The 26,185-nt window shown below is 62.0% G+C and carries 22 protein-coding genes; 16 read left to right on the forward strand and 6 right to left on the reverse strand.

The features are described from left to right. Nucleotides 1–56: 56 nt before the first annotated feature. Nucleotides 57–959: a tyrosine-type recombinase/integrase gene (locus AB0O87_RS09650; protein WP_363514740.1), complete on the forward strand. Its 903-nt coding sequence runs from the start codon at nt 57–59 to the stop codon at nt 957–959. Between the two features lie 25 nt (nt 960–984). Here the strand turns inward: AB0O87_RS09650 and AB0O87_RS09655 are convergent, their stop codons facing one another. Further along, nucleotides 985–1,509: a M23 family metallopeptidase gene (locus tag AB0O87_RS09655; protein ID WP_363514743.1), complete on the reverse strand. Its 525-nt coding sequence runs from the start codon at nt 1,507–1,509 to the stop codon at nt 985–987. Between the two features lie 304 nt (nt 1,510–1,813). On the opposite strand from AB0O87_RS09655, the gene rpsB reads away from it, so the two are divergent. The 9 genes from rpsB to AB0O87_RS09700 all read left to right on the forward strand — a co-directional run bounded on the left by rpsB (nt 1,814) and on the right by AB0O87_RS09700 (nt 8,545). Continuing rightward, nucleotides 1,814–2,734, forward strand: coding sequence for a 30S ribosomal protein S2 (rpsB, locus tag AB0O87_RS09660; protein WP_363514745.1), 921 nt, complete (start codon nt 1,814–1,816; stop codon nt 2,732–2,734). Between the two features lie 42 nt (nt 2,735–2,776). Then, nucleotides 2,777–3,604 (forward strand): translation elongation factor Ts, encoded by an 828-nt coding sequence (gene tsf / locus AB0O87_RS09665; protein WP_363514748.1) that lies wholly within the window; start codon nt 2,777–2,779, stop codon nt 3,602–3,604. Nucleotides 3,605–3,696: 92 nt separating this feature from the next. Beyond that, nucleotides 3,697–4,413: a UMP kinase gene (pyrH, locus tag AB0O87_RS09670; RefSeq protein ID WP_363514751.1), complete on the forward strand. Its 717-nt coding sequence runs from the start codon at nt 3,697–3,699 to the stop codon at nt 4,411–4,413. Nucleotides 4,414–4,480: 67 nt separating this feature from the next. Next, nucleotides 4,481–5,035 carry a ribosome recycling factor gene (frr, locus tag AB0O87_RS09675; protein WP_363514754.1) on the forward strand — a complete coding sequence of 185 codons (555 nt, stop codon included), beginning with the start codon at nt 4,481–4,483 and terminating at the stop codon, nt 5,033–5,035. Between the two features lie 5 nt (nt 5,036–5,040). Then, entirely contained in the window at nt 5,041–6,198 is a 1,158-nt protein-coding gene (locus tag AB0O87_RS09680) for a phosphatidate cytidylyltransferase (RefSeq protein WP_363514757.1), read from the forward strand. Then, nucleotides 6,183–6,776 carry a DivIVA domain-containing protein gene (locus tag AB0O87_RS09685; protein WP_363514760.1) on the forward strand — a complete coding sequence of 198 codons (594 nt, stop codon included), beginning with the start codon at nt 6,183–6,185 and terminating at the stop codon, nt 6,774–6,776. Before AB0O87_RS09680 ends, AB0O87_RS09685 begins: the two co-directional genes overlap by 16 nt. A gap of 159 nt (nt 6,777–6,935) precedes the next feature. Continuing rightward, the gene (locus AB0O87_RS09690) at nt 6,936–7,523 is read left to right on the forward strand and encodes a transglycosylase SLT domain-containing protein (protein WP_363514763.1); all 588 of its coding nucleotides are present in this window, start codon (nt 6,936–6,938) and stop codon (nt 7,521–7,523) included. Nucleotides 7,524–7,532: 9 nt separating this feature from the next. Next, complete coding sequence (locus AB0O87_RS09695; RefSeq protein ID WP_363514766.1) at nt 7,533–7,820, forward strand: hypothetical protein; 288 nt, start codon at nt 7,533–7,535, stop codon at nt 7,818–7,820. Between the two features lie 2 nt (nt 7,821–7,822). After that, on the forward strand, nt 7,823–8,545 hold the full coding sequence (locus AB0O87_RS09700) for an alpha/beta fold hydrolase (protein WP_363516189.1): 723 nt from the start codon (nt 7,823–7,825) through the stop codon (nt 8,543–8,545). A gap of 13 nt (nt 8,546–8,558) precedes the next feature. On the opposite strand, the gene AB0O87_RS09705 is transcribed toward AB0O87_RS09700, so the two are convergent. Further along, complete coding sequence (locus AB0O87_RS09705; RefSeq protein WP_363514769.1) at nt 8,559–9,620, reverse strand: AI-2E family transporter; 1,062 nt, start codon at nt 9,618–9,620, stop codon at nt 8,559–8,561. 180 nt (nt 9,621–9,800) lie between these two features. On the opposite strand from AB0O87_RS09705, the gene AB0O87_RS09710 reads away from it, so the two are divergent. Both AB0O87_RS09710 and AB0O87_RS09715 read left to right on the forward strand, forming a co-directional pair. Next, nucleotides 9,801–11,732 carry a glycosyl transferase gene (locus tag AB0O87_RS09710; protein WP_363514772.1) on the forward strand — a complete coding sequence of 644 codons (1,932 nt, stop codon included), beginning with the start codon at nt 9,801–9,803 and terminating at the stop codon, nt 11,730–11,732. 20 nt (nt 11,733–11,752) lie between these two features. Then, nucleotides 11,753–12,652, forward strand: coding sequence for a tetratricopeptide repeat protein (locus AB0O87_RS09715; protein WP_363516192.1), 900 nt, complete (start codon nt 11,753–11,755; stop codon nt 12,650–12,652). A 43-nt stretch (nt 12,653–12,695) separates the two neighbouring features. Here the strand turns inward: AB0O87_RS09715 and glgB are convergent, their stop codons facing one another. From glgB to glgX, 3 genes are all read right to left on the reverse strand, one after another. Beyond that, nucleotides 12,696–14,885 carry a 1,4-alpha-glucan branching protein GlgB gene (gene glgB / locus AB0O87_RS09720; protein ID WP_363514775.1) on the reverse strand — a complete coding sequence of 730 codons (2,190 nt, stop codon included), beginning with the start codon at nt 14,883–14,885 and terminating at the stop codon, nt 12,696–12,698. Next, nucleotides 14,882–16,897: an alpha-1,4-glucan--maltose-1-phosphate maltosyltransferase gene (locus AB0O87_RS09725; RefSeq protein WP_363516195.1), complete on the reverse strand. Its 2,016-nt coding sequence runs from the start codon at nt 16,895–16,897 to the stop codon at nt 14,882–14,884. The genes glgB and AB0O87_RS09725 overlap by 4 nt, the downstream gene beginning before the upstream one ends. A gap of 122 nt (nt 16,898–17,019) precedes the next feature. Continuing rightward, nucleotides 17,020–19,092, reverse strand: coding sequence for a glycogen debranching protein GlgX (glgX, locus tag AB0O87_RS09730; RefSeq protein WP_363514778.1), 2,073 nt, complete (start codon nt 19,090–19,092; stop codon nt 17,020–17,022). Between the two features lie 100 nt (nt 19,093–19,192). Here glgX and AB0O87_RS09735 point away from each other — a divergent pair, with 100 nt between their 5' ends. Genes AB0O87_RS09735 through AB0O87_RS09750 form a run of 4 tightly spaced genes read left to right on the forward strand, consistent with a single transcriptional unit; the run spans nt 19,193 to nt 24,315 of the window. Then, nucleotides 19,193–20,368 (forward strand): cysteine desulfurase family protein, encoded by a 1,176-nt coding sequence (locus AB0O87_RS09735; protein ID WP_363514781.1) that lies wholly within the window; start codon nt 19,193–19,195, stop codon nt 20,366–20,368. 9 nt (nt 20,369–20,377) lie between these two features. Next, nucleotides 20,378–21,475: a tRNA 2-thiouridine(34) synthase MnmA gene (gene mnmA / locus AB0O87_RS09740; protein ID WP_363514784.1), complete on the forward strand. Its 1,098-nt coding sequence runs from the start codon at nt 20,378–20,380 to the stop codon at nt 21,473–21,475. A 39-nt stretch (nt 21,476–21,514) separates the two neighbouring features. Then, nucleotides 21,515–23,848 (forward strand): NAD-dependent DNA ligase LigA, encoded by a 2,334-nt coding sequence (gene ligA, locus AB0O87_RS09745; RefSeq protein WP_363514787.1) that lies wholly within the window; start codon nt 21,515–21,517, stop codon nt 23,846–23,848. Continuing rightward, nucleotides 23,845–24,315: a hypothetical protein gene (locus AB0O87_RS09750; protein WP_363514790.1), complete on the forward strand. Its 471-nt coding sequence runs from the start codon at nt 23,845–23,847 to the stop codon at nt 24,313–24,315. The genes ligA and AB0O87_RS09750 overlap by 4 nt, the downstream gene beginning before the upstream one ends. A 27-nt stretch (nt 24,316–24,342) precedes the next feature. Here AB0O87_RS09750 and AB0O87_RS09755 read toward each other — a convergent pair whose 3' ends face one another. Then, the gene (locus AB0O87_RS09755) at nt 24,343–26,166 is read right to left on the reverse strand and encodes a DEAD/DEAH box helicase (RefSeq protein ID WP_363516198.1); all 1,824 of its coding nucleotides are present in this window, start codon (nt 26,164–26,166) and stop codon (nt 24,343–24,345) included. Nucleotides 26,167–26,185: the final 19 nt, after the last annotated feature.

The following is a 26,185-nucleotide window of genomic DNA, read 5'->3' on the forward strand; positions in this document are numbered from 1 at the left end:
TGGAGATGGGCGGCGGGGCAACTCCCGAGACTCCAAGTTGGCGGCAAAGTGGAGGGATGGACTTCGAATCGGCGATCGACGCGTTCGCCGGGCATCTCGAGCAGGTGCGGCGACTATCCCGTGCGACCGTGAAGGCATACCGCTCCGACCTGCGCGACTTTGCGAGGTCAGCGGGCGGGGTCATGCCGAGAGACGTCGATTTGGAGCTGCTCAGGAACTGGCTGTGGGAGGCTACGCAACGCGGCGATGCGCGGTCGACGCTCGCGCGTCGAGCGGCGGCCGCCAGGGCATTCTTCAGCTGGGCCTACGAAACGGGTCTCACCCCGCACGACCCAAGCCTTCGTCTGATCGCGCCGAAGAAGGCGCAGACGCTGCCGACCATCGCGTCACGCGATGCGATGACGGCGCTGCTCGACACGCACCGGGAGGCGGCGGCGACAGGGGACCCGATTGCGCTCCGGGACCACGCGATTTTGGAGCTTCTGTACGGGGCGGGAATTCGCGTTTCTGAGCTCTGCGGGCTGGATATCGATGACCTCGATCTGGATCGCGCCACCGCACGGGTGCTAGGTAAGGGAGACAAGGAGAGGGTCGTACCTTTCGGCGTCCCAGCCAGAGACTCGGTACACGCCTATCTTCGTCGCGGCCGGCCCACGCTTGTCGCACGTTCTGGCGCATTCACGCCAGCGGTCGTTGTGGGAAGCCGTGGCTCCAGAGTCGGTCCACGGACGGTGTACGAACTTGTCGCCCGAGTGTTGGCGCCCATCGTGGGGGCGGAGACTATTGGCCCGCATGCGCTACGGCACACCGCAGCCACGCACCTCCTTGACGGCGGAGCCGACCTGAGAGCGGTGCAAGAAATACTCGGGCACGCGAGCCTCGGAACCACGCAGATCTACACCCACGTTTCGACAGAGCGACTGACCAGCGCTTATAAGCTCGCGCATCCGCGAGCCTGATACACACCCACCCGGGGTAAGCGCTTCAGAAGCTCCCGCAACAGGGCAACAAAATTGCGCGCGGTACCTCTCCAAACAGCAGCAGCGGATTGATGTAGGCGCCGCTGCTTCTCACGCCGAGGTGAAGCGAACCGGGGGACGCATGTCCGCCGACATCGACCACTCCAATCTCTTGACCAGCCGACACTCTATCGCCGGCGTCTAGGTCAGATATGAGGGGCTCGAAGGTGGTCACCAGACCGTCGGGGTGCTCAATTGTGAGGAGCGCCCGGTCAACAACACGCCCACGGAAGGCGACGATGCCGTCCGCTGGGGCGTAGACAGCGACTCCCAGCGTCGCAGAAATGTCGATACCTCGATGACCAGCTCCGTATTCATGGGCTGGTGCACGGTAGGGGACGGCGACTGCGCGTGCCATCTGCAGCGGCCATTCCCAGGTGGGCCACTCACCACGGTCCTCGGGGGAAGCGGCGGGCGCCGGGCTTGAGCCAGAAAGCAGAAGAACGACAACCATCAGGGCGCCCAGAGCGGTGCGGGGGTGAGTGCGCATTGCGGAAGTCTGCCGCAGCATCAGCCCCGAGTGTGGGGGCGATCTTTCCTTTCTCACGATGGCCGCGAACCAAGCGAGAACTCTGGCACGTGCAGGACAAGTGTCGAGACGTCATCCTGTATGCTGGAGGGGCACCTCGATCTCGAGGTGACTACGCGTGCCCAAAGCGATTCAAGTCGTGGCATCCACTCCCACAGGTCCTTTTCTTTGAAATGGCGGGTGTGAGCCGGGCACCAGGAAGTCCGATCATTCGATCGGCTAGCAACCTCAACGGCACAAAACGTGCCAGAACCAGGAGACGACCATGGCTGTGGTCACCATCCGCCAGCTGCTCGACAGCGGCGTGCACTTCGGACACCAGACCCGTCGGTGGAACCCGAAGGTGAAGCGCTTCATCCTCACCGACCGTAGCGGTATCCACATCATCGACCTGCAGCAGTCGCTGGGCTACATCGACAAGGCCTACGACTTCGTCAAGGAGACCGTCGCACACGGCGGCACGATTCTCTTTGTCGGCACGAAGAAGCAGGCGCAGGAGATCCTCGCAGAGCAGGCGACCCGCGTCGGTCAGCCGTTCGTGAACCAGCGCTGGCTCGGTGGACTCCTCACCAACTTCTCCACGATCTCCAAGCGTCTTGCACGCATGAAGGAGCTCGAGGAGCTTGACTACGAGACCCCGGCGAACAGCGGCTTCACGAAGAAGGAGCTCCTGCTCAAGAAGCGTGAACTCGACAAGCTGCACAAGTCGCTCGGTGGTATCCGTAACCTCACCAAGACGCCTTCGGCGCTCTGGGTTGTTGACGCCAAGCGTGAGCACCTCGCCATCGATGAGGCCAAGAAGCTCGGCATTCCGGTTATCGGCATCCTCGACACGAACGCTGACCCGGATGACTTCCAGTACCCGATTCCTGGAAACGACGACGCGATCCGTTCCGTCTCGCTGCTGACCCGCATCATCGCTGACGCCGCTGCCGAGGGCCTGCAGCAGAAGCACAACCCCGAGTCTGGCGACGCAGAGCCGCTGGCCGAGTGGGAGAAGGAACTCCTCGAGACCCCGTCTGAGGAGTCAGCTGACGCTGCCGAGACTGCTACCGATGAGGCTGCAGCTGCCGAGACGCCCGCTGCAGACAAGGCTGGCGCCGAGGCACCAGACGAAGCCGTTGCCGCAGAATCCGGTGAGGAGACCGCTGAGGTCGCCGCAGCCGAGGCAACCGACGCCAAGTAATTTCCTCGTACACATACATAACGAAGCAAGGAGCCACCACACATGGCCAACTTCACCATCGCCGACCTGAAGGCGCTGCGTGAGCAGCTCGGCACAGGAATGGTTGACACCAAGAAGGCGCTCGAGGAGGCTGACGGCGACGTCCAGAAGGCCACCGAGATCCTGCGTCTCAAGGGTGCCAAGGGCAATGCAAAGCGCGCTGACCGCTCCACTAGCGAGGGACTCATCGTCGCTCGCGAGCAGGACGGTGCCGTTACGTTGATCGAACTCGCGTGCGAGACCGACTTCGTCGCCAAGAACGAGCGTTTCATTGCACTCGCTGACAAGGTTGCTGACGCAGTGGCAGCCGTCAAGGCTGACTCTGTTGAGGCCGGTCTTGCCGCTAGCGCGGGTGACAAGAACGTCGAGCAGGTCGTTTCCGAAGAGGCAGCGATCATCGGCGAGAAGGTCGAACTTCGTCGCGTGCGCACGATCTCTGGTGACAACCTCGAGGTCTACCTGCACCGCACAAGCAAGGACCTGCCGCCGCAGATCGGCGTTGTGGTCGCGTACTCGGGTGACGACGCTGAGACGGCGCGGAGCATTGCTCAGCACATCTCGTTCGCCAACCCGTCGTACCTGTCCCGCGCAGACGTGCCGGCTGACGCTGTCGAGAAGGAGCGCGAGATCGTCACTGAGATCTCCCGCAACGAGGGAAAGCCGGAAGCGGCTCTCCCGAAGATCGTCGAGGGTCGCGTCTCTGCATTCATCAAGCAGGTTGCCCTGCTTGAGCAGGACTACGCAAAGGACAACAAGCTCTCTGTCGCCCAGGTGGCGAAGGACGCCGGTATCACCGTCACGGACTTCGCGCGCTTCAAGGTCGGCGCGTAACAGAGTTGAAGGGGTTCGGATCGCCAAGATCCGAACCCCTTCTTCATGCCCACAAGGCACTATCTTGAATCGGGACGAGAGGAAACTCACCCATGACTGAACGAACCGGACGCCGTCGCGTCCTTCTCAAGCTCTCCGGCGAAGCCTTTGGAGCAGGACAGCTGGGTGTCAGCCCCGACGTTGTCTCTCAGATCGCTCGTGACATCGCAGCAGCGGTTGATCGTGTCGAGGTCGCCATCGTTGTCGGTGGGGGGAACTTCTTCCGCGGCGCTGAGCTGAGCCAGCGTGGCATGGATCGCGGACGTGCGGACTACATGGGCATGTTGGGCACAGTGATGAATGCACTCGCCCTTCAGGACTTCCTCGAACAGGCAGGGGCTGCCACGCGTGTGCAGTCGGCTATCTCGATGACTCAGGTCGCAGAGCCCTACATTCCGCGCCGTGCAGAGCGCCACCTGGAAAAGGGGCGCGTCGTCATCTTCGGTGCCGGCGCTGGGTTGCCCTATTTTTCGACAGACACTGTCGCCGCGCAGCGCGCGCTCGAGATCGGTGCGCAGGAAGTGTTGGTCGCTAAGAACGGCGTCGACGCCATCTACACGGCCGATCCGCACAAAGACCCCAGCGCAGAGCGCATTGAACGGGTGACATACCGCGATGCACTGCAGCGTGGCCTCAAGGTCGTCGACTCGACGGCGTTCAGCCTCTGCATGGACAACAGCATGGATATGCGGGTGTTCGGCATGGAGCCAGCAGGCAACGTGACACGTGCGTTGCTGGGCGATCCGATCGGAACCCTCGTCACCACCTGAGTGTGTGACCGGCGAAGAAGGCTTCGCCCGATAGAATTTGCAGAACACCCCGACGATAGGAGTCACCGTGATCGCGGACGTCCTCGCTGAAACCACCACTCGTATGAACCGGGCGGTCGATGCTGCCAAGGAAGACTTCTCCACGGTGCGCACCGGTCGTGCAAACCCGCAGATGTTCCAGAAGGTGCTCGTCGACTACTACGGCACGCCCACCCCTCTCGCGCAGCTCGCTTCGTTGGCGAACCAAGAAGCTCGCACGCTCATCATCACGCCGTACGACAAGACGGCGCTGAAAGGGATCGAGCAGGCTATCCGAGACATGCCCAATCTCGGAGCCAACCCGACGAACGACGGCAACCTGGTTCGCGTGACCATGCCGGAGCTCACCGCGGAACGGCGCAAAGAGTACGTGAAGCTCGTAAAGACCAAAGCAGAAGATGCAAAGGTGCACGTCCGTGGCATCCGTCGCAAGGCGAAGGACGAACTCGACGCGCTCAAGAGCGAACTCGGCGAAGACGAGATTGTGCGTGCCGAGAAAGAGCTCGATGCTCTCACGCGTCAGCACGTCGACCTCATCGACGACGCGCTGAAGCGCAAAGAGGCCGATCTCCTCGAGGTGTAACCGGGATGTCTGATGAAACGCGAGAAGCCGAAGACGGCGAGCCGGTGACGCATCATGAGGAGGGTCAAGAGGCCCCCTCTGATGCAGTCCCGCTCGCCGACTCGGCGTTCCCGGCGTTCGACGCGGCTGCGGTGCCGCCGCGTCCGCCGCTCCCTGCAGTGGGGCTGTCTCCTTCTGATGCGGGCGCGCAGATTGCCGTCGAGTCGTTGAACACCGACGAGCACAACGCGATTCGCGAGCAGTGGAAGCTAGCCAAGGACGAACTCGGGACTCACGTTTCGCACGCACGTGATCAGCTCGATCAGGCGAATGAGCGCATCAAGCAACGCACTGGACGCGACCTGATTCTCGCGATCGTGATTGGTCTCGCGTTCGGTGCGGCACTGCTGGGGTCGCTGCTGTTCATCAAGGCGTTGTTTCTCCCGTTTGCACTCGCGGGTGCATTGCTTGGCATCTATGAGTTGTCTAGAGCTCTCCGTGCGTCAGGGCGACGCATCGACGTAGTTCCGCAACTGATCGCTGGCGCATTACTGGTCTTCTCTGCGTATTTTGCCGAGCTATGGCTGTGCTGGATCATGCTGTTCATCTCGGTCGCTTTCGTGATCGTGTGGCGGCTGGTCGCACAGATGGTTGTGCAAGACGGACGCACGTATGGTGATGTGCTCGCTGACGCGGTCATCGGCGGTTTCGTGCAGATCTACGTGCCATTTCTTGCGGGTGTCGCGCTGATCCTGCTCAAGCAAGAGGGTGGCGAGTGGTGGGTGTTGGGGTTCATCGCGATTGCCGTGGCAGCTGACACCGGTGCATACGCGGCAGGCCTCGCATTTGGTCGGCACCCGATGGCTCCAAAGATCAGTCCGAAAAAGACGTGGGAAGGCTTCGGAGGGGCAGTCGTCGCTTCGCTCATCGTTGGGGCGCTGCTGGCGATCTTCTTGCTCGAATTGCCGTGGTGGGCTGGCTTGATTTTCGGCGTCTCGATTCTGCTCTCTGCCACGTTGGGCGATCTGGGCGAGTCGATGCTCAAGCGCGACCTTGGCATCAAAGACATGAGTTCGTGGCTTCCGGGCCATGGCGGCCTCCTCGACCGTTTGGACAGCATCCTTCCGTCCACGATTCCCGCACTCTGCCTCTACTTCCTGCTCTCTCCATGGGCGACGCTGTGATGTCGGCGGACCGGAGCGACGACGAAGCGCCAGAGGGACCGCCAGCTTTTGCGCTCACATCTGGTCGTGTTCGTGGCTATCACCGCACGGCTGTGGATTCCTTTTTGGCCTCAGCTCGACGCACCTTCGAGTCTGGCGGCGATGAGCTCGCAGCAGAAGATGTGCGCACAGCTTCCTTTCCGCTCGTCAAGGGCGGTTATGTCGTCGCAGATGTAGACGCTGCTCTTGGGCGCGTAGAGGATGCGTTTGCCGCACGGGAGCGGGAGCGCATGGTGCGCACGCACGGGGCCGGCGCATGGGTCGAACAGGCGAGGAGCGATGCCCAAGTTATCTTGGACCACCTTGCGCGTCCGAAGCGTCATCTTTTTGCGCGCACGGGTGTTCTCACGTTTGGTTACCGCATCGACGAAGTCGATCACGTCTCCACGCGGATCGTTCGCTATCTGCGCGACGGCGATGCACTGACCGCAGAACAACTGCGTTCAGCTGCATTCCGCATGCAGCGTGGGGGATATCGGGAAGAGCAGGTCGACGCCCTCCTCGATGCAACGATCAACGTGATTCTTGCCGTCCGATGATGTTTCTGATGGTCTCCTCAGGGACCTTTGCGTAGACTGTTATACATCGTGAACTCCCGAAACGACATGAATCTTGACCAACGTAGCCCCGCGCTGGCGTCTTCAGCGCGGGCAGCTTCGGCGCGCAAAAGCACTCGTCGCCGTGGTGTGGCTAGTGCCGTGAGTGCTCTTGCGGTCATCGGATTCGCGGGAGCACTTGTTGCTCCCACCGGTGTCGCTCTCGCACAACCTGCAGAGCCAGACGCGCCGGACTCGGCGTATTCGCTCGCGCTTGCTGACACGCAGAACCTCACTGTCACGGTAGAGGGCGCAGCTATCACGCCGGTCGAGCGCGGCGCCTTCGAGGTGTACGTGAAGCCCAAGCCGACGCCCACACCCACACCCACACCCACTGCCGCGACAGCGACGGCTGAGGCTGAATCGAGTGGCGAGTCTTCTGGCGGTTCTTCGCTGCCCACCTATTCCGGTGGGGGAGCGCCTGCAGAGTGGATGGCCGCTGCAGGAATCGCTGCCAGCGACATGCAGTACGTCGACTACATCGTCTCGCGAGAGAGTGGATGGAACCCCAACGCGACGAACTCCTCTTCTGGGGCGTGCGGTCTCGTACAGGCACTGCCTTGCAGCAAGGTGCCAGGCAACGGCTACAACCCTGTCGACAACCTGCAGTGGGCTACCGGGTACGCCACCGGTCGCTACGGCAGCTGGGCTGGCGCATACAACTTCTGGATCAACAACCACTGGTGGTGAGCAGGCACGATGCCCCGCTCCCGCAAACGCTCGCAGGTGCGCCCCGACGCCGGTGACTCGTTCGAACGGCTCCTTGCGGGGTGGAAACGCTCAGAAGTACGGCGCGGCGTCGAATGGACTGTCCAGCCCGTCTCTGCGCCTCGCGCTCAGAAGGAGTACATCTGTCCAGGTTGCGCTCACGTGATCGCGTCTGGCACCGCACACCTTGTGGTCTGGCGCGCGGACGGAGTGCTCGGTGATGCAGCCGACCTTGCCGCGCGGCGCCACTGGCATCAGCACTGTTGGAGGATGGCATGAGCATGGAGATTCGCGGACCGTTGGAGCTTCCCGCACAGCGTGAAGACATCGAGTTGACCACGGTCGATGGGCTGACGCTCGTCGGTGAACTCGCGCTACCGCAGGATGCCGCGCCCGTCGCTACGCTTGTCACACTGCACCCTTTGCCTACTGCTGGCGGGTTCATGGACTCTCATATTCTTCGCAAGGCGGCGGCACGCCTACCTGCCCTGGCTGATCTTGCCGTCCTGCGTTTCAACACTCGGGGCACGACATCTCCTCGTGGCACGAGCGATGGTGCATTCGACGGCGGCACCGCGGAGCAGTTCGATGTGGCTGCAGCCATGGACTTCGTGCGGGAGCGTGCGCTGCCACGCCCCTGGCTTGTGGGGTGGTCTTTCGGTACGGAGTTGGCGCTCAAGTACGGCAGAGACCACGAGATCGCCGGCATCATCCTGCTCTCTCCGCCGCTTCACCGGGCAACGGCAGATGAGGTCGCCGCGTGGGCAGACACCGACTACCCGGTCATCGTCCTTGTGCCTGAACTCGACGACTATCTGCGCCCTCCGGAGGCCAAAGAACGCTTCGCTGCAATTCCGCACGCGCAGGTGATCGGAGTCGACGGCGCGAAGCACCTCTGGGTCGGCGAGACGCATACGCGACGAGTGCTGACCGAAGTAGTGGCAGCGGTAAACGCTGCGGCTCTTCCGTTGCCTACGCAGTGGCCTCCGACGCCGGGAAACTGAGCACTAAACCGGGTTAGCGTTCGTTCATCCGAGGGATCAACACCTGCCGGTAGATGATCAAGATGCTCGCAGCAACGGGGATTGCGATGAGCGCGCCCAGAAGCCCGAGGAGACTTCCGCCTGCCAACGCAGCGACGACTACCACCGCGCCGGGTACCGAGACAGCGCGGCTCATGATGCGCGGCGAGATGATGTACGCCTCCACCTGCATGTAGATGAGGTAGTAGATGGCGGCGGTGATCGCCGTGGCGGGGGAGCCGAGGCCAGGGATCAGGCAGACGAGCACGATGATCGTAGAGCCTGTCAAAGTGCCGACCAACGGAATGAGCGAGAAGAAGAAGGCGATGACCGCAAGGACCGCGGGAAACGGCGCTTGGATGATCGTGAGAAAAATCGCGCTCAAAATTCCGTTGAGAACACCCTGCGATACCTGCCCCATCACGTAATAGCCCACCGAATCGGCGATCTGTTCTGAGAGGTCGATGAAGCGGTCGCGCTTAGAAGCAGGTGCCAGCTGGTAGACCGCACGCTTGAGTGAGGGAGTCGACGCGGTGAGGTAGATCGTCAGGATCAAGACGATGAAGGCACCAAAAAGTCCACTCAGTACCGCGCCGCTAGCGACAAGCACCCCTTGCCCGATCGATCCGCCGATATCGGTCAAGTTCGTAGTGAGCCATTCGGTGACGTAGGTGAAGACATCGTCAACGAGTAGATTCGGGAAGGTGACCTGCATCCAGTCTTTGATATCGGGGATCAGGTTGCCACGCGAGACGATTGCCGAGATCTGAGCGATCAGCTGAGAGATCTGATCGACGAGAACCGGGAGAACGATCAGCACAATCCCGCCGAACACCGCCAGCACCGCGAGAATCGTGATGAGCACGGCGAGCCAGCGGGGCAGGCGACGGCGCTCGAGGAACGACACAAGAGGATCAAGTCCGAGGCTGAGGAACAGAGCAGTACCGAGGTAGAGCAAGACCGTCGAGAGCGTCTCGACACTGTCGATCAGCAGGATTCCTAGTCCCACACCGAGCGTCGCCACCAGGGCGGTGCGGAAGGGATTATGGATCTTCATGTATGGACTCCTTGAGACAGATGGAGCAAGGCTACCCAGACGCGGTGTTCTTGCATCGACGCCGTGCCGGAACAGCGCTCACTACGGGTGCTCGTGGGCAACACACAGCTGATTTCGCTAGGCTGAAACGTCGAGTGTTGCCTCGTCGGCAGATGTCGGCGACGCGTGAGGAGACTATTCGTGCGTTTCGTATGGGCCGTCGTGGCCTTTGTGCTGGCCGCGGTGTTGATCGGGGCAGGCATTGCCCAGCGCACCATTTTTCAGGGACCAGATTCCCAAAGTGCCCAAGTCGCGATCGACGATCCCGCACCGTTTGTGGTGATTGACGGTGAAGTTCTTCGCACGAATCCTGGTGCCCAAACGCTTATCGTGCGCGGCGAAGGCGAGATCTTCGGCAGCTTTGGGCGCACGGCAGACCTAGAAGCGTGGCTCGCTGACTCTGACTACAACCAGGTTGTTCTCGATGACGAGGGCGGCTTCATGGTCGATCGGATCGCCGCCACGACAACCGACGATGCGGCAGGCGATGACACCGCAACCGAAAGTGATGAGGCGACTGAAGAGCCCGCAGGGCGTAACCCTCGGGGCTCGGACCTTTGGCTTGACTCGTTCATCGAAAAGGACCGGCTCATCGCCGACAACATGCAGCTCCCTGAAGGCACCAGCTTGCTGATCGCTTATGACGGAACAGCCAATGCCCCTGACGACATCGTCGTGTCGTGGCCGCTGGATAACTCGACCCCGTGGGCCGGTCCGCTGCTGGTCACCGGTGGAATCGTCTTGTTCATCGGACTCGTGCTCTACGTGCTCGGGATTCGTCACCAGCGTCGAGGTCGCGGACCGCGACGCAAGGGTCCAGGGCCGCTTCCCGTGACACAGCCCATCGACATCTCAGCGCTGCCAGCGCGAGAGCGTGAAGCTATCGAGACCTCTGAACCTGGGCGCGCTGAGGTAGAACCTGTGCAGCCTGAGGTGGAAGACGCTGAAATCGTGGATGAAAAGGACGAACCTCGCGGTCAGACCTCGATGCGCGCTGCTCAGGTTTCTCGCCGTCGTCGGCTGCTGGTGATCCCTGCGCTGGGTCTTACGGCGTTGCTCGCGGCCGGGTGTTCGGCAGACTCTTGGCCTCAGCTCGGCGAGGCGAGCCCTTCTCCGTCTCCGAGTCCGACAGTGGTCGCTCCGGAGAATCAGAAGCCGCCCGCTGTCACTGATGCGCAGGCGAAGCGAATTCTGATGAACCTTTCGGAGACGGTTGCCGAAGCGGACGCTGCACTCGACCTTGACCTGGCGGCGACACGTCTCGAGGGTCCCGCTCTTGCTGCGCGGACCACCGACTATGCGCTTCGCGCAGAGGTCAGCGAGATCCCCGTTCCATCGGTCATCCCTACCGATGATGTTGAGGTCGTGCTTCCCGAAGCCGTTGATGAGTGGCCGCGCACCGTGTTGATGCTTTCCAAGAGCACCGGCGATGAGACCGTGCCACCTGTGCTTCTCACAATGACTCAGGCCGACCCGTGGTCGAACTACAAGATCACGAACATCGCGGAGATGTCTGCCGACGCAGTGTTCCCTGAGGTGGCAGCTCCCTGGCTAGGAACCTCGCTTGTGCCGGCGGACTCTGCGTTCTTGGAAATCGCCCCCGGCGATCTCGCCGCGACGTTTGCCGACGTGGTCGATAGCGGCGAGAAGAGTGAGTTCTACGACCAGTTCGACGACCTCGCATTGAACCTCGCTAAGTCGATCACGGAGAGTCGGCAAGCTGTGGTCCAGGGGCTCGCCGATAAGGGCGCCGCAGAGACGACGAAGGCTGCCTTCGATATGGTGCCGACCGCTGATGAGCCTGTATCGATGACGACGCTTGACAGTGGGGCAATTGTCGCTGTGGCGCTGACCGACACGGAGTCCGTCACCCCGACGTCGTCAGACGTCGTGATCCGCTTTGGCGATAATGCCGATGCCAAGGCGCTTACGGGTGTCACTGAGTCGGCCAAGGGTGTTGAAACGACGTATGAGTTCCAGCTGTTCTTCTCGGTACCCGCAAAGGGATCGACCGAACAAATCAGGCTCCTGGCTGTGCACCAGGACCTCTTGTCTGTGAAGGTGATCAAGTGACTGAAATTTCTCCTGCCGCTATGCGCGGCGCCGTCGACCTCTCGAGCCTGCGTAACAGGCCGGCTTCCCCTGCAGAGCAGGCGCCCACGGGCGATATCGATGTCGTCGTCGACGCGACAGACGAGACTTTCGGTCAGATTCTCGAGCTGTCGCGCACCGTTCCGGTCGTTGTCGATCTGTGGGCTGAATGGTGCGGCCCGTGTAAGCAGTTGAGCCCGATCATCGAGAAGGTCACGCGTGAGCTCGGCGGTCGTGTGCTTCTTGCGAAGGTCGATGTCGACGCGAACCCGCAACTCGCTCAGAGCTTCCGTGCACAGTCCATTCCGATGGTGGTGGCGTTGATTGCCGGGCAACCCGTGCCGATGTTCACCGGTGCGGTGCCGGAGCAGCAAGTGCGCGAGGTCTTCGAGCAGTTGCTGCAAGTGGCTGCAAAGAATGGCGTCACTGGCACACTTCCCGGTGCGACCGAGGAGGCACCGACGGAGGCTGAGCCTGCGGAGCCAGAACTCTCACCACTACACGCCGAGGCTTTCGCTGCGATCGAGGTCGGCGACTACGCGGCCGCGATTCGTGCATACGAGAAGATTCTCGCCGAGACGCCACGGGATGCGGACGCGCTTGCTGGCTTGGGACAGGTGCGTTTGCTTGACAGGGTCCAAGGGCTTGATTTGCAGCAAGCACGAGCTGCCGCCGCCGAGGCACCGCTTGACACGCAGGCACAGTTCAACGTTGCGGACCTCGATCTCGCAGGTGGACATGTAGACGACGCGTTCGGACGCCTTCTCGACCTCTTTGCTCAGCTGCCTGCGGATCAGCGCACTCCGGTAAGAGAGCGTCTCGTAGAGATGTTCGGGCTTATTGGTGTGGACGACCCGCGGGTTGTTGCAGCGCGCAATCGACTCTCGTCGCTCTTGTTCTGACCCTCGCCATAGCCGGTACTTGCGTAGTCAAACTGGTGGCGAGTCAGGCCTGTGGCGAGTCGGGCTGGTGTCGCAGCCACAGGGTCGAAAGCGCGGGCAGAGTTACGGTCGCTAGCGGTTCGCTACCGTCCTCAGCATGGGCGATGACCATCCCCATGTTTCCCGAGCCACGTCCGCCGAAGTCAGCGGCGTCTGTGTTGAGCACCTCTTCCCAGACGCCGGCAACGGGCAGGTTGAGCGTGTGGCCGGTGCGCTCGACCCCGGCAAAGTTACTGATGACCACGAGGTGTCCTCCGTGGGCATCTCTGCGCTCGAAGGCAATCACGGTTGGATCCCAGTTGGGGGCACCGAGGCGGCTGAACGAAGAAGCGTCGTTATCGCGCTCCCAGAGCGGAGCCTGGGCACGGTAAGAGCGGTTCATTGCTCCAACGAAGCTCTGCAACTGTGCGTGGGACGGCTGATCAAGGAGCCACCAGTCAATCTCGCGACCTTCTGACCACTCCGCAAGCTGCCCGAACTCCTGGCCCATGAACAGCAGCTTCTTGCCGGGGTGACCCCACATGTACGCGAGGTATGCGCGCACGTTAGCGAGCTTGTGCCAGTGATCTCCTGGCATTTTCGCGAGCAGGCTACCTTTGCCGTGCACGACCTCGTCGTGGCTGATCGGCAGCAGATAATTCTCACCGAACGCGTAGACGAACGAGAACGTCATTTCGCCCTCGTGATGACCGCGGTACATCGGGTCTCGTTCGATGTACTGGAGAGAGTCGTTCATCCAGCCCATGTTCCACTTGAACCCAAACCCCAAACCCCCGTGGTCTGTGGGGGCGGTGACTCCAGGGAAACTGGTCGACTCTTCAGCGATCATCATGACGCCAGGGTGCAGACGGTACGCCGTCGCGTTCACTTCTTGCAGGAACCGGATGGCTTCCAGGTTCTCCCTGCCTCCGTGAATGTTCGGCTCCCATTCACCGGCCTCGCGGGAGTAGTCGAGATAGAGCATGGAGGCGACGGCGTCGACCCGGAGCCCGTCAACGTGAAACTCCTTGAGCCAGTAAAGCGCGTTGGCGACAAGAAAACCTCGTACCTCTGCACGACCGTAGTCGAAGATGAGGGTGCCCCAGTCTTGGTGCTCGCCACGTCGGGGATCTGGATGCTCATAGAGGGGCTGACCGTCGAATCGCGCGAGAGCGAACGCATCTTTGGGGAAGTGGCCTGGTACCCAGTCCATGATGACGCCGATACCTGCCTGGTGCAGCTTGTCGATCAGATACCGCAGATCATCCGGACTGCCGAACCGACTTGTCGGGGCGTAGTAGCCGCTGATCTGGTAGCCCCAGGATCCCCCAAAGGGGTGCTCTGCCAGCGGCATGAACTCGACGTGCGTAAAGCCAGCATCTGTGACGTGCTGGATCAGCGGTTCTGCGAGTTCACGGTAGCTGAGTCCTACTCGCCAGGAACCGACATGTAGTTCATACACGGACAGCGGCTGTGCGACGGCGTGTGTTGCCGCGCGACGGGTCATCCACGCTCCGTCTCCCCAGGTGTACCGGGATGAGGACACCACGGAGGCTGTCGCTGGAGGCACCTCGGCGGCGAGCGCCATCGGGTCTGCCTTCAGGATCCAATCGCCGTCGCGGGTGCGGATTTGATATTTGTAGCGGGTGCCAGCGGAAAGATCGGGGATGAAGAGTTCCCAGACGCCGCTGACGCCCATCGAGCGCATCGCGTGATTCTCGCCGTTCCAGTCGTTGTGATCTCCCACGACGCGCACGGCGGTGGCGTTCGGAGCCCACACAGCGAATGACACACCGGATTCGCCCGCGAGCACGCGTTGGTGGGCGCCCAGAGACTCCCAGAGACGCTCGTGTCGTCCCTCAGCGATCAAATGCAGATCGAGGTCTCCCAGAGTTGGTGCGTGCCGATAAGGGTCACCAGTGACGACCTCGTCGAGACCTGAGTACGTCGTCGCGAGCCGATACGGAACGGGAGGGCCTGGGTGCTGGATCTCCCAGATCCCCTGATCGACGTGAGCCATCTCGATCCTCGTGCCGTCGGCGAAGACGGCAAAAACCGCGGTGGCGAGGGGGCGACGGGCGCGAATGACAGTGGAGGCACCATCAGCAGCGCTCTGGAAAGCATGTGCGCCAAGCAAGGAGTGCGGATCGTGGTGGCTGGATGAGGCGATTGCCTCCCAGTCAACGGATCTTGCGGTGTTTTCCTGGTGGGTCATGACTGTTCCTTCACCTTCAGGATGTGCACTGGCTCGGCAAAAGCGTCGAGTCGTACGTAGTTGTGCTCGCCCCATGTCCACACCGCGCCGGTGAGGAGATCTTCTACTTCGAACGTGTCGCCCAGGGGGATACCCCACTGAGTCGTGTCGAGGTGCACCGTCGTCTCGCGCACCGAGTGTGGGTCGACGTTAGCGACCACGATGATTGTGTCGGCTGTCCCGGTGCCGGTAAACGGTGCCGCGAGATGCTTGCTGTAGACGAGCACCGCGTCGTCGTCGCTCCAGTGCGCTGAGAAGTTTCGCAGCTGCCGTAGAGCAGGGTGAGCGGCGCGAATGGCATTGAGTTCTCGAAGGAGCGGAGCAAGCGAGTCACCCTGCTCTTCCGCCTCTCTCCAATTGCGGAACTTGTATTCGTACTTCTCGTTGTCGATGTTTTCTTCTGAGCCGGGGCGGGCGACGTTTTCGAACAGCTCGTAGCCGGCATAGACACCGTAGATCGGTCCTGCTGTTGCGGCGATGCAGGCACGAATCCGATATGCGGCTCGTCCACCGAACTGGAGATACTCGGTCAAAATATCGTGGGTGTTCACGAACAGATTGGGACGCATGTAGTCCGCGGTGTCGTGCGAAACGGTTGTCAAAAACTCTTCCAGCTCAGCCTTGCTGTTTCGCCACGTGAAGTAGCTGTAGCTCTGCTGGAAGCCGACTGCCGCGAGGGCACGCATTACGGCGGGGCGGGTAAATGCCTCTGCAAGGAAGATGACATCGGGGTCAGCGGCGTTCACAGTGGCGATCAGCCACTCCCAGAACTGCAGCGGCTTGGTATGAGGGTTGTCAACGCGGAAGATTTTGACGCCTTGAGAGACCCAGTACTGCACAACTCGCAGCATCTCGGCGTAGATTCCCGCCGGATCATTGTCGAAGTTCAGCGGATAGATGTCCTGGTACTTCTTTGGCGGGTTCTCGGCGTACGCGATGGTCCCGTCAGGAAGAGTCGTAAACCACTCTGGATGAGTGTCGACCCACGGATGATCAGGCGACGCCTGTAGCGCTAAGTCGAGCGCAACTTCCAGACCTTCCTTCTCAGCGGCGCGGACGAAGGCACGAAAATCCTGGGGGGTTCCGAGGTCTGGGTGGATCGCATCGTGTCCGCCTTCGGGGGCGCCGATGGCGTAGGGGGAGCCGGGGTCACCCGGTTCCGTGGTGAGGGTGTTGTTGCGTCCCTTGCGGTTTGTCGTACCGATGGGGTGCACAGGCACGAGGTAGACAACGTCAAAACCCATTGCGGCGACCTCAGGAAGTCGCTTCATCGCGGTGCGGAAGGTGCCGCCTTTTACACTGCCATCCTTGCGACGTTTTGCGCCTTCTGAACGAGGGAAGAATTCGTACCAGGATCCAACGCCCGCAGCGACTCGCTCGACGTTGAGTGAATGCTCTGCCGTGGCGGAGTGCAACGTAATGAGGGGGCGGTTGTGGAAGATCTTCGCCAGTTCTGGATCTGTTGACAGCGCGAGAGTCGTTTCGCCGTCTCCGTTATTGAGCGCTGCCGCATCAGCGAGAAGGCGTTTGCGTTCTGCCGCCGGACGATCCTTCTCAGCCGCAGCACGGGTGAGAATTTCTGCACCGAGAGCGCCCATCACCGGCACATCAACGCCAGCCGCAACTTTGAGTTCAGCAGCATGCGCCCACGTGGCGAAATCATCAGAGAATGCTTCGAATCGGAACTGCCATGTTCCCTTTTCGTCGAGAGCGACGCTGGTCGACCAGGTGTCTGTTCCATCAGCACGGGCGCTCAGCCTGTGCAGGCTCACATCGCCAGTAGGAGATGTCAGGCGAAGCTGAACCCCGATGATGTCGTGGCCTTCTCGGAACGCGACAACGCTAAACGGTACGACCTCGCCGACGAACGACTTCGGTGCGAAGCCGCCAGGTACGCAGGGCGTAGCTGCCAATAGCGGGATGCGGGTGGTGCGCAATGCACCGGGTGTATCCGCTTCGCCTCCCTGACGCATAGGGATCTGAGTAGGGCTTCGGAAAGCCGAGGACCGAGTACCACCGCGTGCAACCACCCCCCGAATGTACCGCGCCGAGCCGTTCTCGGATAGCGCGCCGCCCAGTTCTTCTGGAGCAGTCGTCATTCGACGCGGAATAGCCTCATCGAGGTTCCAGAAACGGGAAGTACATCGCCAGGCGCGAAGACCTCTTCATCGTCCGATGGCTGCTCGTGCGCACTGGACCACAGGGAGACGAAGCGGGTAGCACCCTCGAGCTCCACGGGCAGGCGCACGTCGATGGGGGACTCCGTGCCGTGCACGATGAGCAGAATGCGGTTGGACTCTTCGGTATCCGGGGTGGACGCCGCGACGTACTGCAAAGTTCTGTTCCCGGAATCGGTCCACTGCTCCGACTCCATGGTCTCGCCATTTTGGTCGTACCAGTCCATGACAGATGCGTTGGGGATGTGCTCGCCTAGGCGTGCATAGCGACTCGGACGAAGTGCGGGGTTCTCATGGCGTAGCTCGATCAATCGCGCAACGTGTGCGCGCAGGTCTTCCTGCCAGGGCTCAAAGTCCCAGCCGATCCAGGTCAGCGCCGAGTCTTGCGCGTAGGCGTTGTTGTTGCCACGCTGCGTACGGCCGAACTCGTCGCCCGCCGTCAGCATCGGGATACCGGCAGACAGCAGCAGAGTTCCGAGGAGATTCCGCATTGCCTTCCGTCTGGCAGCAAGAACGGTCTGGTTATCGGTCGGACCCTCGATGCCGTGGTTGAACGAGCGGTTCATGTCTGCACCGTCGCGGTTGTCTTCGCCGTTGGCCTCGTTGTGCTTGAGGTCGTATGACACGAGGTCGTGCAGGGTGAAACCGTCGTGTGCCGTTACGAAGTTGACGCTGGCCAGCGGCCCTCGATCTTCGCTGAACGTGTTCGAGGATCCGGCAAGACGAGTGGCAAAACCACCGATACCTACCGGTGCCGATGCCCGGCGGGCATAGTCGATGTCACTCAGCCAGAAGTTGCGCACGCGGTCGCGGTAGCGGTCGTTCCATTCATGCCATCCAGCGGGGAAGTTTCCGGTCTGCCAACCACCGAGACCGACATCCCACGGCTCCGCGATGAGCTTTGTGTCGGCAAGGATCGGGTCATTGGCGATCGCCGTCAGCAACGGGTGTTCCGGGGTGTAAGTGTGTGCTTCGTCGCGGGCGATCGCGGTAGCGAGATCGAAGCGGAAGCCATCGATCTGCATTTCCTGTGCCCAATAACGCAACGAGTCCAGAACGAGTCGTGCACCAGCGTCGGTGGCTGTGTTCAGAGTGTTTCCGCACCCCGTGGTGTCGACGTAAACGCCAGAGCCGTCTTGTCGGTAGTAACGTGCGTTGTCGATTCCGCGCAGGCTCGAACGGGGACCGCCGATGCCTTCCTCTGATGTGTGGTTGTAGACGACGTCGAGAATTACCTCGAGCCCTGCTTCATGCAGAAGCCTGACCATGCCTTTGAACTCAGCCAGTACCGCTTCTGGTCCGGCCTTGCGTGCCTCGTCGGTGGCGTAGGCGGTGTGCGGGGTGAAGAAGTTGAGGGTGTTATAGCCCCAATAGTTCGTCAGACCTCGCTCCAGCAGACGTGGCTCAGGAACGAAGGCGTGCACAGGGAGCAGCTCGACACTTGTGATTCCTAGCGAGCGGAAGTGCTCGATCATGGCCGGGTGCGCGAGCCCGGCATAGGTGCCGTGTAGTGCGGGTGGCACGTCGGGGTGACGCTTGGTGAGGCCCTTGAGGTGACCCTCGTAGATCACTGTGCGGTCGAGCGGCACACGGGGCTTCTGGGAGTCGCCCCAGTCAAAACCATCGACGATGACGACCGATCGCCACTCTTCATAGCCGTCGCCCTGCGCAAGACCTCGTGCGTAGGGGTCCAGCAGCAAGCTCTCGGAATTGAAAGTGTTGCCGGTGCTGTGGGGGCCGTCGACGCGGATGGCGTAGCGAACGCCCGGCTGAAGCAAGTCTGTTGTTACCTCCCAGATGCCGCCAGGCTGGCGCTCCAGGTGGACTTCTTCGATCGCCCAATCGAGGTCAGTTGCGTCGAAGATGACGAGTTCGACGCTGGAGGCGTTCTGAGACCAGACACGCAAAGTACCGACGCCGTCGTGAAGACGAACGCCAAGATTGTCGAGGGCAGAGCCGCCGGGCATGATGAGGTCTTGGGACGCGGGCATGAGTACACACTAGGCGCGAAGTGTTGCAGTCTCATGTCAGGTCGTACTCGGTTTCACCCGCGGGCGCGCCATAACGCCCGTTTCGCGAGAGAATCGAAGGATGCGGCACTACCTCGATCATGCGGCCACGACGCCGCTGCGCCCCGAAGCGCGCGACGCGTGGCTGGCTGCCACGCACACGGTAGGCAATGCCTCGTCGACCCACGGCGCAGGACAAGATGCACGACGTGTGCTGGAGGAAGCGCGCGAGCGCGCGGCGGCCGTGCTGGACGCTGACCCCATCGAGATCGTTTTCACCTCGGGTGGTACCGAGTCCATCAACCTCGCCATTCAGGGACTCTGGCGTGCGCGGCCAGAAGGCACGCAAGCGATTGTGATGCCCGATGCCGAGCATCACGCGACGATGGATACCGTCGCTGCTCTCGTTGAAGACGGGGCCGAACTGCGGAGCGTGGCGGTGACGCCAGAGGCCAGAGTCTTGCCGGCGCAATTTGCAGCGCACCTTCCTGGTGCTGCCCTTGCGACATCGCTCCTTGCGAACAACGAGGCGGGAACGGTGAACGATGCGTTCGCACTGGCATCCGCTGCCGCCGCTGCCAACGTGGCGTTGCACCTAGACGCAGTCGCAGCGGTGGGTCATGTCCCGCTGTCGTTTCGGACCCTGCGGGGTGATGCGCCGGTGGGGGAAGGGCTGGTGGGCATGAGTATCGCTGGCCACAAGATCGGTGCGCCCGTGGGCATTGGTGCTCTCGTCGTGGCTCGCTCAGCGAGACTGACCGCGATGTTGCGCGGAGGGTCCCAGCAACGCGGACTGCGCGCAGGCAGTCAAGACGTCGCTGGTGCTGCGGCCTTCGCTACTGCTCTCGAGCTGGCAGAGGTTGAGCGGGTGCAGGAAGCGGCGAGACTCACGGCGATGAGAGATCGTCTGATCGCGGGTATCCAAAGCGCAGTGCCCTCCGCGGAGTTGCTCGGTGACCCGCAGCGGCGTCTTCCTGGCAACGCACAACTGCTGTTCCCCGGCGCAGTGGGGGAGAGCCTGCTCTTTCTTCTTGATATTGCTGGTGTCGCTGCATCCACGGGGTCTGCGTGTCAGGCGGGAGTTGCCGAGGCTTCACATGTCGTGATGGCGATGGGGCGCCCCGAAAGAGATGCGCGCAGCGTGCTTCGCTTCTCGTTGGGTCGCACATCGACAGACGCAGATGTGGACGCCGTTCTTGCGACGATCGCCGATGCCTATGCGCGTGCATCCGGCGCCAGTTCAGGCGCGCTCTCGTAGACTATTCACATGCGGATTCTTGCAGCGATGAGTGGCGGCGTCGACTCCGCCGTGGCGGCCGCGAGAGCCGTCGAGGCCGGGCACGACGTGGTGGGTGTGCACCTCGCGCTCTCTCGCGCTGGCGGAACGCTGCGCACAGGGAGCCGCGGGTGCTGCACGGTGGAAGACGCCCTTGACGCTCGCCGAGCTTCCGATCTGCTGGGCATCCCCTTCTATGTGTGGGACTTCTCTGAGCGGTTCAGGGACGATGTCATCGAAGACTTCATCTCCGAGTACCAGGCTGGTCGCACGCCAAACCCGTGTATGCGCTGCAATGAGAAAATTAAGTTCGCGGCGCTCTTGGAGCGCGCGATCGAGCTGGGCTTCGACGCCGTCTGCACAGGGCACTACGCGACGCTGATCGATGGCCCAGAGGGGTTGGAGCTCCACCGCGCTTCGGACAATGCGAAGGATCAATCCTACGTTTTGGGCGTATTGACGGCGGAACAGCTGGCACACACGTATTTTCCGCTGGGGACGACGCCCTCGAAGGCAATCGTGCGGGCAGAGGCGGAAGCACGCGGTTTGAGCGTTGCGAAGAAGCCGGACAGCCACGACATCTGTTTCATTCCAGACGGAGATACACGCGGTTGGCTCGCAGAGAAGGTGGGCACAGCGACAGGCGAGATTGTGGACCGAGACGGCGAGATCGTCGGTTCGCACGAGGGCGCTCATGCGTTCACTGTCGGACAGCGTCGTGGCCTAAAGCTCGGGACTCCTGCCGCAGATGGGAAGCCTCGCTTCGTGTTGGAAGTCCGCCCCGTCTCGAACACGGTAGTGGTGGGGCCGAAAGAAGCGCTCGCTATCGCTGAAATCTCGGGGGAGCGGTTCAGCTGGGCTGGCGCCGCGCCGACAGAGTCTTCTTTCGACTGCCACGTGCAGATTCGCGCGCACAGCGAACCTGTCGCCGCGTACGCGGTTGTTTCCGACGCAGGGGTTCATGTCACGCCGGAGGTTGCTTTGGATGGTGTGGCGCCTGGGCAGACGGCCGTGCTCTATGTCGGGACGCGGGTGCTCGGACAGTTCACGATCGACACGACTGTTTCGGCGGTACCGGTCGGCGCTTAGCCTCACCTCGTTGTCGGCGCCCACTCGTAGACTGGCTAAGTGCCAGAGACTATCTCGCTGGAAGATGCCAGAACTGAAGCGGAAGAGCTGACCAGTCGTATCCTCGCGGCTAAAGAGGCGTACTACGGCCGAGACACCTCGGTAGTGGACGACGAGACTTACGACGGCTGGATGCACCGTTTAGAAGAGCTCGAACGGTTGCATCCCGAGCTTCAGCGTCAAGATTCGCCTACCCAAATGGTCGGAGCAGCCGAAGCGACAGACCTCGACACAATCGAGCACGCAGAGCGGATGCTTAGCCTCGATAACGTCTTCTCGGTCGAGGAGCTGCGCGAGTGGGCGGCGAAGACCAAGGCCGCCGCCGGTCGCGATATCGCCTGGCTCACCGAACTGAAAATCGATGGGCTGGCCATCAACCTGCGCTACGAAAATGGGGTTCTCACCTCTGCCGCCACCAGAGGAGATGGCCGCGTCGGTGAAATCGTCACAGAGAATGCGCTCCGCCTGAGCTCTATCCCACCAAAGCTGAGCGGAGCAGGGCATCCAGACATCGTTGAGATTCGCGGTGAGGTGTTCATTCCCGTTGCAGCGTTCGAACGTCTCAATGCCGCACAAGCGGCTTTTCGCGATCGCGCGTACACCGACGCGTTTGAGCGTTGGAACTCCCGTGGCGGAACAAAGAAGGCGTTTGACGAAGAGAAGGCAAAGACGGCGGCTGCGCGTCGCTTCCCGTCTTTCGCGAACCCTCGAAACGCAGCCAGCGGCGGACTTCGCCAGCAGATCGACAAGAAGAACGGTCTCGAGCTCGAAGCAGGACTCCTGCGCATCGAATCGCTCGCGCTGTATGTGCACGGTATCGGAGCATGGACCAACCCACCGGTCGCTGCCCAGAGTGAGGTCTACGATTTGCTGGCGCAGTGGGGGCTACCCACCAGCCCGCACACCAAAGTGTGTACGGCAATCGATGAGGTCGTCGATTTTGTCGAGCACTTCGGAGAGCATCGGCACGATATCGAGCACGAACTCGACGGCATCGTCGTAAAAGTCGATGAGCTCGAGCTGCACGATGAGCTTGGCGCGACCAGCCGTGCTCCACGCTGGGCGATTGCCTACAAGTATCCGCCAGAAGAGGTCCAGACCATACTCCTCGACATTGTGGTCTCCGTCGGCCGCACTGGCCGGGCCACGCCCTTCGCGGTGATGGCGCCAGCGCACGTTGCTGGGTCCGTCGTGCGACAGGCGACTTTGCACAACAAAGACGTGGTCAAGGCCAAAGGCGTATTGATTGGCGACACCGTGGTGTTGCGCAAAGCAGGAGACGTCATTCCGGAGGTGCTGGGCCCGGTCGTCGAAAAGCGTGACGGCAGTGAGCGCGAGTTCGTGATGCCCGTCGAGTGCCCGGAGTGCGGCACACCGTTGCGCGCGATGAAAGAAGGAGATATCGACCTTCGGTGCCCGAACGCGCGATCGTGTCCCGCTCAGGTGCGAGGACGCGTGGAGCACATCGGTTCCCGCGGGGCGCTCGACGTCGAGGCGCTGGGTGAGGTGACTGCCGCGGCACTGACGCAACCAACATCACCTGCAATCCCGCCGCTAGAAACCGAAGCCGGGCTGTTTGCGCTCACCATAGACGAGCTCGTGCCTATCGAACTGTATGTGCGAGATGCCGAGACTGGTCTGCCGAAGGAAGACGATGAGGGCGCCGCAAAACGTCGCGCACCGTTTCGTCGACACCCGACCACGGCGGAAAAGAAGTCGGGGTTGGAGGGCCCGCAGCCGTCGTCGCAGGCGCTCACCCTGCTGGCGGAGCTAGAGAAGGCGAAGAAAAAAGACCTGTGGCGTCTGCTCGTCTCCCTCAACATCCGTCACGTCGGGCCGGTCGCCGCCAGGGCTCTCGCTCAGTGGTTCGGGTCGCTGGATGCCATCCGTACGGCGACACGGGATGAGTTGGCCGCCGTAGAAGGTGTCGGGGGGATCATCGCCGATTCACTTCTCGCCTGGTTCGATGTCGACTGGCACCAAGAGATCGTGCAACGGTGGGCCGACGCCGGGGTGCAGTGGTCGACTCCAGGTCACCCCGGCCCAGGAGCAGCTGCGGCCGCTGGCGGAGTGCTGGAAGGGCTCACGGTCGTCGCCACTGGATCGCTCGAGGGTTACACGAGAGATGGCGCGCAAGAAGCGATCATCAACGCAGGAGGCAAGGCGGCCTCGAGCGTTTCGAAGAAAACCGACTTCGTCGCTGCAGGCCCCGGAGCAGGGTCCAAACTTGCAAAAGCCGAAGACCTGGGCGTGCGCATCCTCGATGCTGCCCAGTTTCACATTCTTGTGACGCAGGGTCCTGACGCGCTCGCTCCCGCACCTGACGAGACATGAAGAGATATGGCCCGCTGATCGTCGTTCCGAATGCTCTGGCAGTCGGCGACCCGGGGCGGCACCACTTGCGCCTCACCCCTGAGGCGGTGATCATTCGTGACGGCGCCGAAAGCCGCGACATCATTGCGTGGTCGGACGTGACAGAGATCGCGCTCGACGTGCCAACGACGCGGTTTCGGTTGCCTGGCCTTCTGAGCACTGTGCTACTGGGAGCGCTGTCTGCAGCCACTCTCTCAGCCGACCTGGGAGCGGATCCAGAGGATGGCTTGGTCACGCTCACGATCGATGGTGAGCCCTATTCAGTGCCGCTGAGCCGTCACCATGTGGGTGGTTACTGGGCGCCGACCGTCGCCGGAGCGCATCGGTTGATCAGGCATCTCATCGACCATCCTGAGCAAAGAGCGCTTCTGATGCGACCAGAGCCACTGATTGACGTGGCCGCGAGACTCGCGCGCGCAAGCGGATAAATCCGCCTGCGCGCGCGAGTCCTCGTGTCAGCTCTTGTGACGCGGCTTACGGAACGGCTTCTCTTCGCGGCTGTCGCGCGCGGGACGCTCGTCGCGGTCACGACGTTCGAAACGATCGCCGCGGTTGCCGCCATCGCGGTTTTCGCGGGGACCACTGCGGCGTGCACCGGGTCCGCGGTCCGGCTTGATCTCGATCAGACGACCCGAAATGCGCGTGTCGCTGAGCTTGTTGAGCACTGCTGGATCGAGGTTCGACGGAAGCTCCACGGTCGAGAAATCGGGGCGAATGTTGATCGCACCGAAGTCATCACGGCCCAAGCCGCCCTCGTTCGCGAGGGCTCCGACGATCTGCCGAGGCTCTACCTTGTGACGACGACCGACCTCAATCCGGTACGCGGTGTAGTCGCCGCGCCCGCGGCGCTCGGTGCGTGGCTCTCGCGACTCGCGTCCCGCGCGCTCGCGCGGCGGACGATTGTCTGACTCCACAGCCCTGGTGAGGGGGTCGTTGGCGGGGTCGAGGAGCAACGGCTTGTCGCCCTGCGCCACCACGGCGAGGGCCGCAGCGACGTCTGCCTCAGGCACATCGTGATGACGCACGTAGTGAGCCACGATGTCGCGGAAGGCTTCGATACGCCCTGTCTCCGACAACGCGGTCGTGATCGCATCATCGAAGCGGTTCAACCGAGTGGTGTTCACATCTTCGGTGCTGGGAAGCTGCATCTGAGTGGGCTGCTGACGCGTTGCCTTCTCGATGTGCTTGAGCAGGTAGCGCTCACGAGGGGTGATGAAGCTGATCGCGTCGCCAGAGCGCCCCGCCCGACCGGTGCGGCCGATGCGGTGCACATAGGACTCTGTATCGGTCGGGATGTCGAAGTTGACGACGTGGCTGATCCGCTCGACGTCGAGACCGCGGGCTGCCACGTCAGTGGCTACCAGGATGTCGAGCTTGCCGTCCTTGAGCTGATTGACGCTGCGCTCGCGCTGCACCTGCGGGACGTCGCCATTGATGGCGGTGGCTGAGTATCCGCGGGCGCGCAACTTCTCGGCGAGCGTCTCTGTCTCGTTCTTCGTGCGGACGAAGACGATCATTCCGTCGAAGTTCTCTACTTCGAGGATGCGCGTGAGGGCATCGACCTTCTGCGCGTACGAGACGATCAGATAGCGCTGCGTGATGTTGGTACCGGTCGCCGTCTTCGACTTGATGCTGATCTCTTCCGGTTCGCGCAGGTACTTCTGCGCGAGGCGACGGATCGTCGGCGGCATGGTGGCGGAGAACAGGGCAACCTGCTTCTCTTCCGGAGTCTGAGCCAGAATTTGCTCGACGTCTTCTGCGAAGCCCATCTTCAGCATCTCGTCTGCTTCGTCGAGCACGAGGTACTGCAGCTGGGAAAGGTCGAGCGTGCCCTTGGCCAGGTGGTCCATGATTCGACCTGGCGTACCGACGATCACGTGAACGCCTCGGCGCAACGCCGACAGCTGAACGCCGTAGCCCTGCCCGCCGTACACGGGAAGCACGTGCACGCCCTTCATCTTGGACGCGTAGGACTCGAAGGCCTCGCACACCTGGAGCGCCAGCTCACGGGTAGGCGCGAGGACGAGAGCCTGCGGGGTCTTCTGCGAAATGTCGAGACGTTCGAGCACTGGCAACGCGAAAGCCGCGGTCTTACCTGTACCTGTCTGCGCCATACCGACGACATCGCGGCCGGCAAGGAGGGTAGGAATGGTGGCCGCCTGGATGGGCGACGGGGTCTCATAGCCGAGATCTTTAATGGCTTTGAGGACGGGCCCGGTGATCCCGAGCTCCTCGAATCCGGGGGTAGCGGGGGAGTCCTCGGGGGCGTCGGTCAGCACTGCATCTTCAGGGGTCACT

The sequence above is a fragment of the Microbacterium sp. NPDC076768 genome (genome assembly GCF_040687205.1).
Taxonomy (GTDB): Bacteria; Actinomycetota; Actinomycetes; order Actinomycetales; family Microbacteriaceae; genus Microbacterium.

Bases quoted from the DNA above. Each gene is read 5' to 3' on its own strand.
- AB0O87_RS09715 (WP_363516192.1), top strand. From the start codon at position 11,753: ATGCGCGGCGCCGTCGACCTCTCGAGCCTGCGTAACAGGCCGGCTTCC.
- AB0O87_RS09685 (WP_363514760.1), top strand. From the start codon at position 6,183: ATGGGCGACGCTGTGATGTCGGCGGACCGGAGCGACGACGAAGCGCCA.
- AB0O87_RS09725 (WP_363516195.1), bottom strand. From the start codon at position 16,897: ATGCGTCAGGGAGGCGAAGCGGATACACCCGGTGCATTGCGCACCACC.
- rpsB (WP_363514745.1), top strand. From the start codon at position 1,814: ATGGCTGTGGTCACCATCCGCCAGCTGCTCGACAGCGGCGTGCACTTC.
- tsf (WP_363514748.1), top strand. From the start codon at position 2,777: ATGGCCAACTTCACCATCGCCGACCTGAAGGCGCTGCGTGAGCAGCTC.
- AB0O87_RS09655 (WP_363514743.1), bottom strand. From the start codon at position 1,509: ATGCGCACTCACCCCCGCACCGCTCTGGGCGCCCTGATGGTTGTCGTT.
- AB0O87_RS09680 (WP_363514757.1), top strand. From the start codon at position 5,041: ATGTCTGATGAAACGCGAGAAGCCGAAGACGGCGAGCCGGTGACGCAT.
- AB0O87_RS09735 (WP_363514781.1), top strand. From the start codon at position 19,193: ATGCGGCACTACCTCGATCATGCGGCCACGACGCCGCTGCGCCCCGAA.
- AB0O87_RS09695 (WP_363514766.1), top strand. From the start codon at position 7,533: ATGCCCCGCTCCCGCAAACGCTCGCAGGTGCGCCCCGACGCCGGTGAC.
- AB0O87_RS09700 (WP_363516189.1), top strand. From the start codon at position 7,823: ATGGAGATTCGCGGACCGTTGGAGCTTCCCGCACAGCGTGAAGACATC.
- mnmA (WP_363514784.1), top strand. From the start codon at position 20,378: ATGCGGATTCTTGCAGCGATGAGTGGCGGCGTCGACTCCGCCGTGGCG.
- glgB (WP_363514775.1), bottom strand. From the start codon at position 14,885: ATGACCCACCAGGAAAACACCGCAAGATCCGTTGACTGGGAGGCAATC.
- AB0O87_RS09650 (WP_363514740.1), top strand. From the start codon at position 57: ATGGACTTCGAATCGGCGATCGACGCGTTCGCCGGGCATCTCGAGCAG.
- pyrH (WP_363514751.1), top strand. From the start codon at position 3,697: ATGACTGAACGAACCGGACGCCGTCGCGTCCTTCTCAAGCTCTCCGGC.
- AB0O87_RS09705 (WP_363514769.1), bottom strand. From the start codon at position 9,620: ATGAAGATCCATAATCCCTTCCGCACCGCCCTGGTGGCGACGCTCGGT.
- glgX (WP_363514778.1), bottom strand. From the start codon at position 19,092: ATGCCCGCGTCCCAAGACCTCATCATGCCCGGCGGCTCTGCCCTCGAC.
- AB0O87_RS09750 (WP_363514790.1), top strand. From the start codon at position 23,845: ATGAAGAGATATGGCCCGCTGATCGTCGTTCCGAATGCTCTGGCAGTC.